This is a genomic window from Pseudoalteromonas sp. P1-25 (assembly GCF_001401805.1).
Taxonomy (GTDB): domain Bacteria; phylum Pseudomonadota; class Gammaproteobacteria; order Enterobacterales; family Alteromonadaceae; genus Pseudoalteromonas.
In genome coordinates this window covers 51728-66226 of the sequence record NZ_LKDW01000026.1, presented here as the reverse complement: position 1 = coordinate 66226, position 14499 = coordinate 51728, and the positions used below count along the sequence as shown (strand labels likewise).

Below are 14499 nucleotides of genomic sequence, written 5' to 3'. Positions count from 1 at the left end.
AGCTTTGCTCGGTTTTTACTTATTCTTACATGGATGTAAGTCATTAGAATAACGCAGGAGCAGTTATCGAGCCCACTAGGTTACAAACCGCGCGCCGTGATTTGATCGCCCCTAGATTGAACAAATTTCAATCCGCAAAGATCAACACGCCCTATACACGTAAATTTAAAACACCTAAACATACTGCTATTCGCGAAAAAGCGCTATGGCATGTAGTTTATTTATGTACCCTAAGGAACCCTATGTTTGATTTAATAAGCAAACGCAGCGCTAATTTAAAAAATGACGTACTAGCCGGCTTAACCGCTGTGCTTACGCTCATTCCCGAAGCCGTTGCGTTTACATTTGTAGCAGGAATTGACCCAATGATGGGTCTTTATGGCTCGTTTTTTGTTGGTTTTATTACCGCTGTGTTTGGCGGCCGCCCTGGTATGATCTCGGGTGCGGCGGGCTCTATGGCTGTAGTCACTACCGCCTTTATTATTATGTTTGGGCTGGAGTACTTGTTGGCCGCCGTGGTATTAACCGGTGTACTGCAAGTTGTGTTTGGCGCGTTTAAAATGGGTAAATTTATTAGGCTGTTACCTCACCCTGTAATGCTTGGCTTTGTAAATGGCTTAGCTATTGTGATTGGTATGGCGCAATTTGGCCAATTTAAAGAAAACGTGCGTGTAGTCTACGATAAGCAACACGATATGTTTACCTACGCAGGCGATTGGATGCAATTAACCAGCCCAGCCATGCTTACCATGATGGGGCTAATAGCGTTAACTATGGCCATTGTGTATTTTTTACCACGCTATACCAAAGCAATTCCTGCGCCCCTTGTTGCTATTGCCGTATGTACAGCCCTAGTTACATTTACGCCGCTTGAGTCAAAACTTGTTAGTGACGTTGTGCACACGCAGCGTACCTCAATGATTGAAAAAGAGATCATTACTGAAAACTTTGCAGCTATAAAAAATCAAGTACCTCATGGGCAATACAGCGAAGTGGCACAAAATATTGCACTTGAGCGCCCAACCGATGCGCAAATTACGGCTAAATGGCAAGAAAACGAAGCGCAAAAAGTAGCTGAGGGCTTAAAAGACACCATAGACCCACTTGATGGCAGTTTAAAAGGTGCATTACCGAGTTTTCACTTTCCGCAAATTAGTTGGGATTTAACCAATAGCGACTCGCTCGATGCACTTATTACCGTGCTCATGCTTGCGCTTATTTTGTCATCAGTGGGGTTAATAGAAACCCTTATGACGCTTTCGCTTATTGATGAAATAACACAAACCCGCGGGCAAGGTAATCGCGAGTCTGTGGCACAAGGTTCGGGCAATATTTTAAGCGGTTTATTTGGTGGCATGTGCGGCTGCGCAATGATTGGCCAAAGCATGGTCTGTTTAAATTCAGGCGGCCGAGGCCGTGCTGCAGGTATTGCTACCGCTTTATTTATGTTGGTATTTATTTTGTTTTTCCCAAGCTTAATTGAAATCATACCGGTGGCATCTTTAATTGGCGTTATGTTTATGGTGGTTATTGCAACCTTTGAATGGTCCTCTTTACGCTTATTTGGCCGCGTTCCAAAGTCTGAAATATTTATCATTATTGTGGTATCAACCGTTACCGTATTGCTTGATTTAGCCGTTGCAGTAGGCATAGGTATTGTTATTTCAGCCTTAGTTTATGCGTGGAATTCTGCAAAAGAAATTCGTATTCAATGCAGCGATGAATCGCAAAACGAAAAAACCTACCAAGTGGCAGGCAACTTATTTTTTGGCTCTATAACCTCGTTTAAAGAAGGGTTTAACCCACATCACGACCCACAAAAAGTGTGTATTGATTTTGCCAATGCTAAAGTATGCGACCAATCAAGTATTGAGGCCATACATGGTTTAAGTGAGCGTTATAAAGCATTAGGTAAAACGTTGTATTTACGCCACTTAAGCCCTGAGTCTGCCCAGTTATTACAAAAAGCCGGTGATTTAGTTGAAGTTAACATTGTTGAAGACCCTAAATACCCTGTAGCCAACGACGCTATGGCGTAACAGCCAATTAGGTAACTTACTCAAAAAGCTCGGCGTTTTCCGAGCTTTTTATTTTAAATCAATTGTTTAAATTATTTTCAGCTGATAAGTTAGACACTTATATGGACTCACGCACATAAAAGGGTGTAACAATGCTACGTGTACAACTTATTCTATTTATTACTTTTTCCGTCTTAACCTAGTTACAAAAAAACAGCCGTAAACTAATGATATTAGGCGCTATTGCTATATCGTTCGCATTTGTGGTACTTGATTTTTAACAGGCGTAGGTGAAGGGTTATCTGGCATTAATTAATCAAAAAATTTTAGCTTGAAAATTAAAGGGACTTTAATGCGCATATACATACTGATTATTTCTTTAGTTATTTTTTTAAGTGGGTGTCAGAGCTATATTGCTTATCAAATAACTAAACCTCCGCAGAAAGTTCTCCCTAAAGAATTTGAGAGCTCTATCGCTTTATCTGGAGTACAAACCCATTACTGTAGTAGCGAAGTAGATTGTCTTGATTTTAGATTTATCTCACCTAAGGATATCGAAAGCTACCTACTCGATGGTAATACACTTTCGTTAAGTTTGATTGTTAAAGGAAGCACTGAAGATGATGTTTTTGAATACCAACTTACTTCAGATGATATACCAAACAGCCAAAATAGCGGGCTTTTAATCATCTTTCCGGGGTATGGCGTAGACAGCTTGATTTACACCATGCAAGCAAGATGGCTTAGCCATGTCACTGGAAAAAATGTGATAGTGATGCCTGCAAGTAATCAATACGAGAAATTTAGATTTGGTTTAAACTCGCTTGATGTGCTAGTCAATTATGTAAATAAAGAAAACTACACTGATATTTCCTTAATTAGCTACTCAATGGGCGCAATTGCGGGAGTTGAGTTGGCATCTAAGCTGAACATTAGTAAGCATATACTTTATGCCCCAATGATTAATTTTGAGGCCGCACTAAGCACAATTGCTAACTTATCACACCCTATTTATAGCAAACTATTAGGCGATGATTATTTAAACGAAGTCGCGGCTAAAATAATAGAAAAAAGTGAAGTACCTCTTAACAAACTCAACTTATTAAATAATCTAAATAAGACCCCGCATGCTAGGCACACTTACATCTTTTCAAGTAATACAGATAAAGTGAGTCCATATAATAGGATGCTTACTCTTAACAACCCAAAAGTGAGCATTTATGAGGTAAAAGATTTAAACCACATTGAAATGGTTTCTTTAATTTCCACACAGCAAAGGAATGTGCTCCTTTGCTTGCTTGACGGATAACTTTGCCAACATTCCTAATAATTGAGAAAAATATTGCTCGTTTTTTATCCCTAATACGTTATGGTAATAAATAGAAATACATAACTAATAATAATGGAAGGAGCAGCCATGAATACCCCGCAATCAAATCATATCCCGCAAGAAGCCTTCGATTGGTATGACGAATACGCCCACGGTTTAATGGACCGACGTACATTTATGAAAAAACTAGGTGGGTTAGCTGCACTTGGCTTTTCAATGAGCGTACTAACCAGTGCCCTGTTACCTAATTATGCGTTTGCAGAGCAAGTGTCGTTTAACGATGACGATATTAAAGCCACCTACGAAGAATTTGATTCGCCAAACGGGCATGGTAAAGGCAAAGGCTACTTAGCTGTGCCGAGCAAAATTGAAGGTAAACTGCCGGTTGTATTAGTTATTCACGAAAACCGTGGTTTAAACCCATATATTAAAGATGTAGCAAGGCGCTTAGCCAAAAAAGGTTTTATTGCCTTTGCACCCGATGCACTCTTTGCGCTTGGTGGCTACCCGGGTAATGACGATGAAGGCCGTGCCATGCAAAAAACCATGGACAGAGCTAAAATCCAAAATGACTTTGTAGCCGCTGCGCACTTTTTAAAAAGTCATTCAAATAGTAACGGCAAATTAGGGGCTGTGGGCTTTTGTTTTGGGGGTTATATTGTTAATTACTTAGCGGCGGTTGAGAGTGATTTACTCAGCGCGGGCGTGCCCTTTTATGGCACTCCTGCAAGTGAGTCACTGCACAAAAATATAAAAGCACCTTTAATGATTCAATTAGGTGAGCTTGATAAACGCGTTAACGCTACATGGCCTGATTATGAAAAAAGCTTAAAAGCTAACAATGTTGAGTACATTATGCACATGTACGAAGGCGCTAATCATGGTTTTCATAACGACTCTACGGGGCGTTATGATGAGCAAAAAGCTGAACTCGCTTGGCAGCGTACCTTAGCGTTTTTTAATGAAAAACTAAGTTAATAATAAGGTAATGCCACCAGCTTAAAATGGGTGGCGTTATTTAAGTTAATTAGCCAAAGCCCTGATTAACTAAGCTTTGGTTAATTAAGCTCTGTAACATGTAAAAGCTTGCCCGAAGGTCCCCATAAATAAATCACTTTCCCCACGGTTCTTGTTTTATTCCTTCAAAGCGAATATCAAAGTGAGTTAACTTACTAATAGTGTTAAAGGCTTCGTTTATGTTTAATACGCACACTTGCAGCATTAAATTTTCAGCAAATTCTTTGTTGTAGTAATGTTTAATACCAATCGACTTAAATATTTAATCATTCTAGCGTGCTAAATAGAGCGCTAACAGCGTTATAAATTTCTTATGTAGAACAACTGCATGGCGATATTTATGCCTTGTTATCACGCTATTTAACTGCCGCTATAAATGCCTAATAACTTAACACGATTGGTATAAAAAAAACTACATTCACCTGATGTTGCAATACTTAAATCAGCTGATGCTTGCTCAACATTAAAGCCAAGCGCCTGATAAAAGTCGCACGATTGCTGATAATTTTTACACGGCACAAACATTCTAATGTCATGAACTTGCATTCTCAGTCCTTCATTAGCCAAGCACGCTTTTATCAATAATTCCTTTTGCAATAAGGGCTTTTAAAATACCGGCGCTTTTTTCTCTAAATGCATCGCGAAGTAAGCGCACTGCCGGAGTGATTGACTGCCTACTTGGGCACACCAACCAAAGCTCTGTAGGCGTGGGTTTAAAACTTGGCATAACACTTACAACATTACCAGCCAATAATTCATTAGACATATCTAAGCAGGATTTAACCGCCAGCCCCTTGCCCGATACACACCAACGCCTTACTAAATCGCCATCGTTAGTTGCGTGGCCACCGTTGAGCTTTACTTTAAACTCTTCGCTACCATTACTAAACAGCCACACATCTTTAATTATATCTTGAAGTTGATAAAACAGCCCTTTATGTGATGTTAAATCATGTGGATGAGCAGGCGTACCGTGTGTATCAAGGTAGCTTTGCGCTGCGCATAAAATACGCGGTACGTCGCAAATTTTAAAACCGTACATGCTGGCATCGTTAGGTTTACCATAACGCAGCGCAATGTCGACCGAGTCACGATAAAAGTCGATATTACTGTCGCTAATATTGGCGCGAAGGCTTAACTGAGTGTGAGTTTGCATGAACTCGTCAAGCCATGGGATCACAATATTGCGCCCTAAATCAGAAGAAAGTGCAATACGCAGCTCGCCATCAATTATATCATCATCGCTTTTTAGTGTATTTTTAGCTTGTTCAAGCATCGTCACTGCTTGTTGGCACTGCGGAATATAACGCTCACCGGCAGCAGAAAGCCTTAAATGACGAGTAGTACGTATGAATAGTTCAAAGCCTAAAGCCTGCTCTACCCTTTTAACAGCAGCACTTGCTGTAGCGGTGCGCATATCTAAATTGGATGCGGCAGCAGTAATACTTTTAAACTCTGCTACTTTTAAAATTACCTGTAAGTCTTCTAAAAGCATTGTGTATTAATCCGTTATCAACTTTTAATTATTATTTTTGGCAAAATTAAGCGCTTTAGGTTTGCTTACATGCGTGTTGAGCAATCAAAAAGTGATTTATTGTCTATTTATATTTGACAATGCTTAGGTATTGCGTGATTTATCAATATAAAGGCTAATATTACACTGTACCCACTACCTAGTCACTAACCACTATTTATTAAATTAGGACAATCTTTAGTAACCCTATGTTAGTTTAATAACTCTCAATACTGTTCAGAAAAAATACATTTATTAAACGCTTTTAAGTATGTGTATAACGACACTAGGTATTAACCGCACGCTTTAAAATACATTCATAAAAAGCTCAGCCAGCTATTAAACAATATTTTTTGATAAAGATTCAATTATTACCCTGTTTATTAATTAAAAACACTCACCTATTATTCACCTCAACGCAAGCGAAGCCATTTAGGCTATTTAAATCGCTTTATTCTATTTTTTAGCATAACGGGTATCAATGTATGAAACGATTAAAAACCACCCTAGCGATAGCATCACTTTCACTAGCAGTAACTGCTGCTTCAGGCGCCTATGCAGCAGAGGTTGGCGCCCTTGAAACGGTGACCACGTTTAATAAATATCGCGGTGCAGGTATAGCTATAACACCTGCAGGGCGAATGATTGTAAGCATGCATCCGCTTGACGCACCAAAAACGCGAGTAATTGAAATTATGGCAAATGGTGCTCAACAACCTTTCCCTACCGTCGATTGGGCAGACGGCCCTGAGCTTGGCAAAGTAGGCCTTGCAGCTGTAATTGGTGTACATAGCGATAGTAAAGGTGTGGTGTGGATTTTAGATATGGGCAGCGAGCGAATAGCCCCAAAACTTATAGCCTGGGACAGCGTTGCCAATACCTTAGTTAATACCATTGAATTAAATAAAGACGCCGTGCTTGCTAACTCATTTTTACAAGACTTTGTCATTGATGAGCGTAACGACAAAATTTACATTGCCGATATGTCATTCGGTAACTTTATGGGTGCAACCAAACCTGCTTTTGTAGTGGTTGATTTAAAAACGGGTGAATCCACTCGCGTACTTGAAGGCAATGCTAAGCTAATGCCAGAGGAGCGCGATATTGTCATCGAAGCCTCTCCCGTTGCCTCTAAATCAGCAGAAGGTGAAACGACAAACCTTCGCTTTGGTTTAAACCCAATTACCATTGATGATAAAAATGAGTGGGTCTACTTTGGCGCATTTACCGGCACACGCGTCTACCGTATTCCGGCAAAAACGCTCGCCAATAGCACGTATTCAGATGCTAAAAAAGCAAAAAGCATTGAACTGTTTGGCCCTAAAAACCCAAGCGATGGCATGACCTACGCGCCAGGTGTCGGTATTTTAGTAACCGACCTTGAAAACAATGCCATTGGCTTAACCACTAAAGGCCACTACGAAATAATTGTTCAAGATAAACGATTATCATGGCCAGATAGCCTAGCGCTAAGCAATGGTTGGGTTTATGTAACACAAGATCAGCTCCATCAACACCCTGCATTTAGCCAAGGCTTTGGTAATGCAAAACCACCCTACGTATTAACACGCTTTCGTTTTAATCAGTAAAAAAGTGCCTAGGAGCCAGTTTTTGTACTGGCCCGTTAAAAGGTTTTATCAACGAAATTTTTAAACATATTTGCTCTAGTTCAACTTAATTACTGGTATTCAAATAAGGCTGACCCTATGCGTAAACCAATTTTAAAATTGGGCGTAACCGATTTATCGTTTCACCATGTTACGGCTTCTTTAGTGAGCCATGTTTTAGCTGATATGGGCTTTAATGTTGAGCGTATTTATGCGCCGCATGAAAATAACTTTAAAAACCTCAAATCGGGTGAAGTAGATTTACTCGCCTCAGCGTGGCTGCCTTCAAGCCACGGTATTTATAAGTCCGATGTTGAGCAAGCTACACCACTCATTGAACTTGGCTTGCATTATGAGCCTTATGCGCATTGGGGCGTACCAGATTACGTACCGCAAAGTGCAGTGAATGAAGTTAGTGATTTGCTTAAACCAAATGTGCTTATAAAAATGGAAAAAACAATTCAGGGCATTAATGCCGGTGCTGGTATTACCCGTTTTTCTATTAATATGATGAAAGAATATGGGCTGACGAGCGCAGGATATGAGTTTATAACCGGCACAGAGCATGATTGTTTTAGCGCGTTTGAAAACGCAGTAGCCACCCAAACTTGGTGCGTAGTGCCATTATGGAAGCCACAATTTTTGCATTACAAGCACACAATACGAGCGCTTATAGAACCAAAAGGCTTACTAGGCGTTGTTGATAGAGCTGTTTTACTCCTACGAGAAGATAAACAAGTGCTGTTTAATCAAGCACAGATAAACACTCTTGATAAATTACGCTTTTCCAATGAGATCATTGCCGAGCTCGACTATAAAGTATGCAAGAACTTACAGCCCCTCGATGACGTAACGCGTAATTGGCTTAATCACAATCCATTTAAATAGTAGTTTGTGCTTTGTTTTTTTTAAAAAGGCTCAATATAGACACTACTTGGCTAAAATTGCCACTTAACGGAGATAACCATGACCCATCCAATTATTAATGATTTAGAAAAACGTTATACAACTAAACGCTATACAACCCAGCGTATTCCTCAAGATGACTTAGATGTAATTTACGAAGCTATGCGTCTTTCTCCTTCATCTATTAACTCGCAGCCGTGGAAATTTATTGTTATTGAATCAGACGAAGCTAAAGAGCGTATGCACTCTACGTTTGAAAATAAATTTCAATTTAATCAGCCGCATATTAAAACTGCATCGCACGTTATTTTATTTGCTTACAACCCTAAATATAAACGTGATGATTACGCACAAGTCATTGATGCAGATATTAAAAATGGCCGTACCCAAAGTGAAAACCGCGAACAAGCATTTGGTGCGTTTGCCTTTGTTGATATGAATACCGATGAGCAAGGCAACAATGCGATGTGGACCAAAGCGCAAACTTACATTGCCCTGGGCAACACAATGCACGCCGCAGCACGCTTAGGTATTGATTCAACGCCTATGGAAGGTGTAGATGCACAGCTTATTGGTGAAGTGTTTGAACACGAGCTGGATGGCTATATTTGTGATGTAGCGTTAGTACTTGGCTACCATGATGATACTGAAGATTATAACGCTAAGTTACCTAAATCTCGCTTAGCAAAAGAGCAAGTTATTCAGGTTTTATAAAACCCATTAAAAAAGCTTAGCGCTAAAGAGTGCTAAGCTTTTATACACACGTTATTTTTTAGCAATAGCCTGCACTACCGATGCTAAACCCGTGTGATATGTACCCTCCAGCACTTCTCGCTTTAATTCTTCTAAATGCAAAAAGCTAAGCTCGATTAAGTCATCTTGTAAATCGCTTTTTGAGGTTTTAGTATCGACACTTGGGCCGCCTCCGGTATTATAATTTACTTGCTCAGGCGTATAGGCCTCAAGTAAAAACACCCCACCAGGCTTTAAACCTTTAACAGCGCGCTTATATACTGCTGAGCGTACCGCGCTCGGTAAAGGGCAATAAATAGACACTACCGCATCCCATTTTTCTTTTCCAAAATCAAACTTAGCTAAATCGGCGTGTACTAGCTCAATGGTTACGTTGTGCTCTTTGGCAAGCTTTGCCGCTTTTTCAAGCCCTACTTTAGAGCCATCAACAGCGGTAACGCGATAACCCATTTTTGCTAAAAATACCGCATTTCGGCCCTCGCCTTCGGCTAAGCTTATAACATTTCCTTTAGGTAATTGCTTATAGTGATCGGCTAAAAAATCGTTTGGCTGTTTGCCATAAGCGTATTGCTGAGTGTTATAGCGTTCATCCCATATAATTTCTCCTGAGCTAAATTTGTTTACACAAGCATGTATAAAATACGCTTTAGTTGCTTAATAATTCCACGAATAACATGGGGAGTAAATACGTAACAAGATTAAATAAAAAAAGACCAGTGACGGGATCACTGGCCTAAAAAACAATACGAAGGGAGTCGCATTGGTTGTAAAAACTGCTGTTTACTCAACTAATGGCACACCTGACTCAAGTGCCTGATTATGCATCCACTGGTTTAATTGCTCTGGTCAAGTAATGGTTGGCTCGCAATATAAGCCGCGTAAAATAGAGTAATAAATTGCGCTATCAAGCAAACTTAATGACGTTTTACCTGCTACATATTTAACACGCGCACAAAAAGGACAATGAGAGTAACTGTATAGTTTCATAATTAATTAAAGCCGAAAGCGGTTAAATACCTATGCCCGTAAGATACCCAAATACTCAGCACAGAAAAACCGCATTTAGGTTGAAACTTTATCTTGTAAAAATTGATAATCACGCGCTTAAAAGCAAATATCATAAAAAACACGCCATAAAGGCGTGTTTAAAAATGTACTCAATTTACACATTATAGTTAGCGCCCTATTACGCCTTCAGCTAAAGGTTTAAATCTAAATATGTAATAAGGTGCTTTGTTTTCAGCATGACCGTTATTAAGTTGTGCCGAAAGCGGCAATTGCGCAGCGCCGGTGTACATGTAACCCTCTGGTCCAATGCTTACGCCATCTGGCCAAATCATGTTTTTATCGTACGCATAATCACGGTACGTACGTGTTTTGGCATCAATAACGCCCACCGTACGCTCACCCACTATGGTTAAATATAAATTATCATCAGCATCAATACTTAAACCACCGTTTACTGGTTTTTGTGCGTATTGCTCTACTCGTTCACCTAGTTGTTTATCGGTTAATTGCTCGTTAGCAATGTCGGCCATTTTAATACGGTAAACATACTTTTTATTAAGCGGAGCAAAGTAAAGCCATTGCTGCGCGTTATCAAGCACAATGCCATCGGCACCAATAAAGGCATTAAGTTGCTTTTGATTATCAGTCCCTTCATCAATCATTATTGGCATGGTGTAATCGGGCAAAGTGCTTTCGTGACCTTGCAATACTCGCCAGCTCTTGCCTGTTTTAGTATTAACGATAATAAGGGCGGCTTGCTTGCCATTTCCGCCATCTGCAATACCTTCATCGGCAATCACTAATGTATTGTATTTACTCGATATAGCTAAATCATTAAGTTGAGATTGAGCAACCGATATAGGGCTAGGTAAATAAATAATTTTGTTAACCTTATTGTTTATCGCATCCCATGCTACCAGCTTTGGCGTAATACGCGGCTGCGCCTGGCCTGAGTCGAGTATCCAAACGTTACCTCTGTCATCAGCCCTTACCCCTAATACCCAATTTAAATAGTTAGCGGGATTTTTTAAGCTGCCATCACTTTTATAAGGAGTTTGCATTTGCGCATTAGGAAATGGCACCACATCACCACTTTTTAAGAGCTCTCCCACTTTTACTTTTGGGTTATAAAAGGGATGATAACTAAAAATAAAGCGCTTGTTTTGTGTATACGTAATACCGCCTACAGCACCGTCGGTTTGTGCGTAAACCTCAGCGGGTACCGTGTCGTTTGCAATAGCCGAGGCACTTATTAGTAAGGCTATAGCGCTTAGCCCTAATTTAGATTTATTTAAGAACATAATTTGCCCTATTTTTGCTTAATGTAATTAGCTGTGCCGTCTATCCAGTCTTGTCGAGCTGGGGCAAAAAAATCAATATCCACCGTATCTTTGGTAAAGTGAAATTCGTGCGGTACATTGGCCGGTATCACCATCATGTCACCCGCTTTCATAAGGTATTGTTTACCGCCAGAAAACACTTTAGCCTCGCCTGACATAATCCACGTTACTTGTTCATTCGGGTGTTTATGAAGCGTCACTTTGCCCCCTTTTTTGGCCACCCATTTTACAAACGTAGATTGCGTACCATGAAAGTATTGGCGTGTTAAATATGGGCCCATTTGCTCTTTGGGCTGGCTGTCGAGATTAAGTAAAAAAGGGGCGTTGGTAATGTGCTGGTTATAACTATCCATTATGCCCATTTGGGGTGCAGGCGTTATTTGCTGTGCAAGTTTACTTTGCGCTGCCCATACGCCAGTGCTTGTTAAAGCAGCTGCTAATAAAAGCGTGTTAATTTTCATAGTTTCACCTAAATAATAAACTGTGTGCGGCTGCACTGACTATTTAGGCAAAGTTTACAGGCTGAGAATTTTTGAAAAAGCCGCTTAGCCGAGAAACATTTTCAAATAAAAACGAGTAATTAATTACTTATTGAAAAACAAAAACCCAGCAATAAAGCTGGGTTTTACTTAGGTCATGCTTAATAAACCTTAACTGACCTTGAGTTCTTGCATTTGTATGTACTGCACTAAGTCTTCAATCGATACCACGGTCATGCTGTGTTTATTAGCATAATCACTTACCTGTGCTAAACACGCCATGGTGCCATCAGGGTTAGTGAGTTCGCAAATAACCCCAAACGGTTTTAAACCAGCCAGCTGCATTAAATCTACAGATGCCTCGGTGTGGCCGCGGCGAACTAAAACGCCACCTGTTTGTGCTTTTAAGCCAAATACATGGCCTGGGCGCGATAAATCACCCGGTTTAGCGTTATCGGCGGTGGCGGCTTTAATCGTTGCGACTCTGTCGGCTGCCGATACGCCGGTTGTAACACCGTGTTTAGCTTCAATGGTTACTGTATAGGCTGTGTTATTTTGACTGGTATTGTTAGTTACCATTTGCGGTAGGTCGAGCTGTTTAATACGCTCATCGCCCATACACAAGCACACAATACCGCTGCCTTCGCGGATCATTTCGGCCATTTGTTGAGTGGTTAAGTGCTCGGCAGAAAATACAAAGTCGCCTTCGTTTTCGCGGTTTTCGTCATCAACAACAAGCACGCCTTGGCCTTGCTGCAGTGCGGCAATGGCATTTTCTACACGGGTGTGGCTTTCGCCAAATTGAGTAAGTAAAGACTGAATCATTATTATATTCCACATAAAAATAAATAGATTCAGGACACTGAAAGACATGGCAAAACACACAAACTAAATTGCGCACTTTTACCACTAAACAGCTTATACCAATCCGCTTAATTCAGTGATCAATTTTGAGGCGGGAAAACGTGTTGATAACGACACTTTTAGCCCCTCAAAATGATTAAGTATTTTTGCAAATTGGTATTAAACACGCAGCCACAGGCCGCGTGTTTGCATACGCTACAAGCTATATTCTCTTTCATCCGGACTATAACCGTCGGCTCTGGCCTCTCACCAGATCTGCTTGACCTTTATTTAATACATTAAAAACGATTATTAAATAAAGCGCTCGCGGGCTCATTTTATTCATAAAGTCATGAGTAAAACATACCGCCGGTGGGGAATTTCACCCCGCCCTGAGAATGTACCGTGAACTTATCTGTTCACGGCCTGCGCATTATACGCGTGTATGACCATGTTATTCAAAAATAAACGTTAAATAAGCTCAGTGTTCAGTGAGGCATTGAGCACTTTACCTTGATTTATATCGGCCGTGAGTGAGCATTTTGCGCCATTAACTAAGTTTAAATTTGGCTGCACATGGCCAATATCAGCATCTATTATTACCGGAAACAAGCACCCACCCAATGCCACATCTAGCGCATGGCGGTAATCAAAGGCATCGTGATGACTTTGTGTTATTTCACTGCGCCCTAAAATAAGGCCGTTAATATCATCAAATACACCGGCAAGTTTGAGCGACAGTAAAAAGCGTGCCACGGTGGTAGGGGTAAGCTCTGAGTTTTCTAGGTATAAAATAAGGCCTTCGTTCGCACTGTGTTTTTTAAAGTCGTGCAATGCTAAAAAAGGTGAATCTAATAATAACCCTACCGTATCAAGGCAGCCGCCAAATAAGCGCCCAGACATCTCTATTGTGCGCTCATCGGTGTAATTTAAGCACTGCCACTGAGTAGGCTCGCTTGGTGCTAACAGCTCATCGGGGTTTTGTGCGTAATTAGGTTTATTTTTTTGATAATATGCAGAGGGTCCTTGCTCAAATTTACTGCCCGATTCGTAGGTAATGGTTTCAAAAATTTGTAAGCTAAAGGGATTTGTTTCATCGGGATGAAGCTGCATTAAGTTGGCACTATGAAGTGTCGCCCATTGGCACTTAGCTGTAAGTGCACAGGCAATTGTACTCACATCAGAAAAACCCACCAGCCATTTAGGCTTAGCTTCTTTAATGGCATTAAAATCAAGTAGTGGTAAAATTTCCATTGCAAGCTCTCCACCCATTGGTGGCATAATGGCGGCAACGTCATCGTCTAGCAAAAAGCCCATCAATTGCTTGGCATGGGCTTTTGCATCTAATTCATCGCGGGGTTTATTTTGGCGTAAAAACTCCCCTTCTACTACCTCGTAACCACGGTTCTTCAAACCGTCTATCACTCTATCTAGTCGTGCATGGTATTTTTCTTTTAAGCCCGACGAAAGCGAGCAAATAGCAATTTTAGAGCCTACTTTTAAAGGCGCTGGATAAAGTATATTAGCCATGAGTGTTCCTTTTGATAAAGTAATTCCAGTGCGTGAAAAGTTTCCCCTTCTACACGTATTGTAGATGTGTACCCATATCAACACGTTTACTCTTTATACAATATGAATGCAAGAAGTAAATTTGGTGTAGTCTACGGGTTGTTTAAGTGATTTTA

General features: G+C 40.5%; 13 protein-coding genes and 1 riboswitch. Of the genes, 6 read left to right on the top strand and 7 right to left on the bottom strand.

Annotated elements, in window-relative coordinates; genetic code table 11:
* The first annotated feature begins 242 nt into the window (after positions 1-242).
* The 3 genes from AN393_RS15050 (at position 243) to AN393_RS15040 (ending at position 4326) form a co-directional block, all read left to right on the top strand.
* A complete protein-coding gene (locus AN393_RS15050; RefSeq protein ID WP_055018530.1) occupies positions 243-2039 on the top strand; it encodes a SulP family inorganic anion transporter in 1797 nt (598 codons plus the stop codon).
* Between the two features lie 331 nt (positions 2040-2370).
* Positions 2371-3327, top strand: coding sequence for an alpha/beta hydrolase (locus AN393_RS15045; RefSeq protein WP_146258076.1), 957 nt, complete (start codon positions 2371-2373; stop codon positions 3325-3327).
* A 108-nt stretch (positions 3328-3435) separates the two neighbouring features.
* Positions 3436-4326: a dienelactone hydrolase family protein gene (locus tag AN393_RS15040; RefSeq protein WP_055018528.1), complete on the top strand. Its 891-nt coding sequence runs from the start codon at positions 3436-3438 to the stop codon at positions 4324-4326.
* Between the two features lie 399 nt (positions 4327-4725).
* On the opposite strand, the gene AN393_RS15030 is transcribed toward AN393_RS15040, so the two are convergent.
* Both AN393_RS15030 and AN393_RS15025 read right to left on the bottom strand, forming a co-directional pair.
* A complete protein-coding gene (locus tag AN393_RS15030; RefSeq protein WP_235575964.1) occupies positions 4726-4911 on the bottom strand; it encodes a hypothetical protein in 186 nt (61 codons plus the stop codon).
* 13 nt (positions 4912-4924) lie between these two features.
* Positions 4925-5860 carry a LysR family transcriptional regulator gene (locus AN393_RS15025; protein ID WP_055015200.1) on the bottom strand — a complete coding sequence of 312 codons (936 nt, stop codon included), beginning with the start codon at positions 5858-5860 and terminating at the stop codon, positions 4925-4927.
* A gap of 503 nt (positions 5861-6363) precedes the next feature.
* Between AN393_RS15025 and AN393_RS15020 the strand changes: the two genes are divergently transcribed.
* The 3 genes from AN393_RS15020 (at position 6364) to AN393_RS15010 (ending at position 9105) form a co-directional block, all read left to right on the top strand.
* Positions 6364-7467: an L-dopachrome tautomerase-related protein gene (locus AN393_RS15020; protein WP_055018527.1), complete on the top strand. Its 1104-nt coding sequence runs from the start codon at positions 6364-6366 to the stop codon at positions 7465-7467.
* A 117-nt stretch (positions 7468-7584) separates the two neighbouring features.
* Complete coding sequence (locus AN393_RS15015) at positions 7585-8373, top strand: glycine betaine ABC transporter substrate-binding protein (RefSeq protein ID WP_055015202.1); 789 nt, start codon at positions 7585-7587, stop codon at positions 8371-8373.
* Positions 8374-8451: 78 nt separating this feature from the next.
* Positions 8452-9105, top strand: a complete 654-nt coding sequence (locus tag AN393_RS15010) for a nitroreductase family protein (RefSeq protein ID WP_055015203.1) — start codon at positions 8452-8454, stop codon at positions 9103-9105.
* A gap of 51 nt (positions 9106-9156) precedes the next feature.
* On the opposite strand, the gene AN393_RS15005 is transcribed toward AN393_RS15010, so the two are convergent.
* The 5 genes from AN393_RS15005 to AN393_RS14985 all read right to left on the bottom strand — a co-directional run bounded on the left by AN393_RS15005 (position 9157) and on the right by AN393_RS14985 (position 14344).
* Positions 9157-9741 (bottom strand): bifunctional 2-polyprenyl-6-hydroxyphenol methylase/3-demethylubiquinol 3-O-methyltransferase UbiG, encoded by a 585-nt coding sequence (locus tag AN393_RS15005; protein ID WP_055018526.1) that lies wholly within the window; start codon positions 9739-9741, stop codon positions 9157-9159.
* A 578-nt stretch (positions 9742-10319) separates the two neighbouring features.
* Positions 10320-11453 carry an L-dopachrome tautomerase-related protein gene (locus AN393_RS15000; RefSeq protein ID WP_055015206.1) on the bottom strand — a complete coding sequence of 378 codons (1134 nt, stop codon included), beginning with the start codon at positions 11451-11453 and terminating at the stop codon, positions 10320-10322.
* 8 nt (positions 11454-11461) lie between these two features.
* A complete protein-coding gene (locus AN393_RS14995) occupies positions 11462-11953 on the bottom strand; it encodes a cupin domain-containing protein (RefSeq protein WP_055018525.1) in 492 nt (163 codons plus the stop codon).
* Between the two features lie 189 nt (positions 11954-12142).
* A complete protein-coding gene (ribB, locus tag AN393_RS14990; protein WP_055018524.1) occupies positions 12143-12796 on the bottom strand; it encodes a 3,4-dihydroxy-2-butanone-4-phosphate synthase in 654 nt (217 codons plus the stop codon).
* Between the two features lie 241 nt (positions 12797-13037).
* Positions 13038-13218, bottom strand: a riboswitch (FMN riboswitch).
* A 67-nt stretch (positions 13219-13285) separates the two neighbouring features.
* Entirely contained in the window at positions 13286-14344 is a 1059-nt protein-coding gene (locus AN393_RS14985) for a S66 peptidase family protein (protein WP_055015209.1), read from the bottom strand.
* Between the last annotated feature and the right edge of the window lie 155 nt (positions 14345-14499).

Excerpts from the sequence above, each read along its gene's own strand:
- AN393_RS15015 (WP_055015202.1), top strand. The coding sequence starts at position 7,585 with ATGCGTAAACCAATTTTAAAATTGGGCGTAACCGATTTATCGTTTCAC.
- AN393_RS15040 (WP_055018528.1), top strand. The coding sequence starts at position 3,436 with ATGAATACCCCGCAATCAAATCATATCCCGCAAGAAGCCTTCGATTGG.
- AN393_RS15010 (WP_055015203.1), top strand. The coding sequence starts at position 8,452 with ATGACCCATCCAATTATTAATGATTTAGAAAAACGTTATACAACTAAA.
- AN393_RS15025 (WP_055015200.1), bottom strand. The coding sequence starts at position 5,860 with ATGCTTTTAGAAGACTTACAGGTAATTTTAAAAGTAGCAGAGTTTAAA.
- AN393_RS15000 (WP_055015206.1), bottom strand. The coding sequence starts at position 11,453 with ATGTTCTTAAATAAATCTAAATTAGGGCTAAGCGCTATAGCCTTACTA.
- AN393_RS14985 (WP_055015209.1), bottom strand. The coding sequence starts at position 14,344 with ATGGCTAATATACTTTATCCAGCGCCTTTAAAAGTAGGCTCTAAAATT.
- AN393_RS15020 (WP_055018527.1), top strand. The coding sequence starts at position 6,364 with ATGAAACGATTAAAAACCACCCTAGCGATAGCATCACTTTCACTAGCA.
- AN393_RS14995 (WP_055018525.1), bottom strand. The coding sequence starts at position 11,953 with ATGAAAATTAACACGCTTTTATTAGCAGCTGCTTTAACAAGCACTGGC.
- ribB (WP_055018524.1), bottom strand. The coding sequence starts at position 12,796 with ATGATTCAGTCTTTACTTACTCAATTTGGCGAAAGCCACACCCGTGTA.
- AN393_RS15050 (WP_055018530.1), top strand. The coding sequence starts at position 243 with ATGTTTGATTTAATAAGCAAACGCAGCGCTAATTTAAAAAATGACGTA.
- AN393_RS15045 (WP_146258076.1), top strand. The coding sequence starts at position 2,371 with ATGCGCATATACATACTGATTATTTCTTTAGTTATTTTTTTAAGTGGG.
- AN393_RS15030 (WP_235575964.1), bottom strand. The coding sequence starts at position 4,911 with ATGCAAGTTCATGACATTAGAATGTTTGTGCCGTGTAAAAATTATCAG.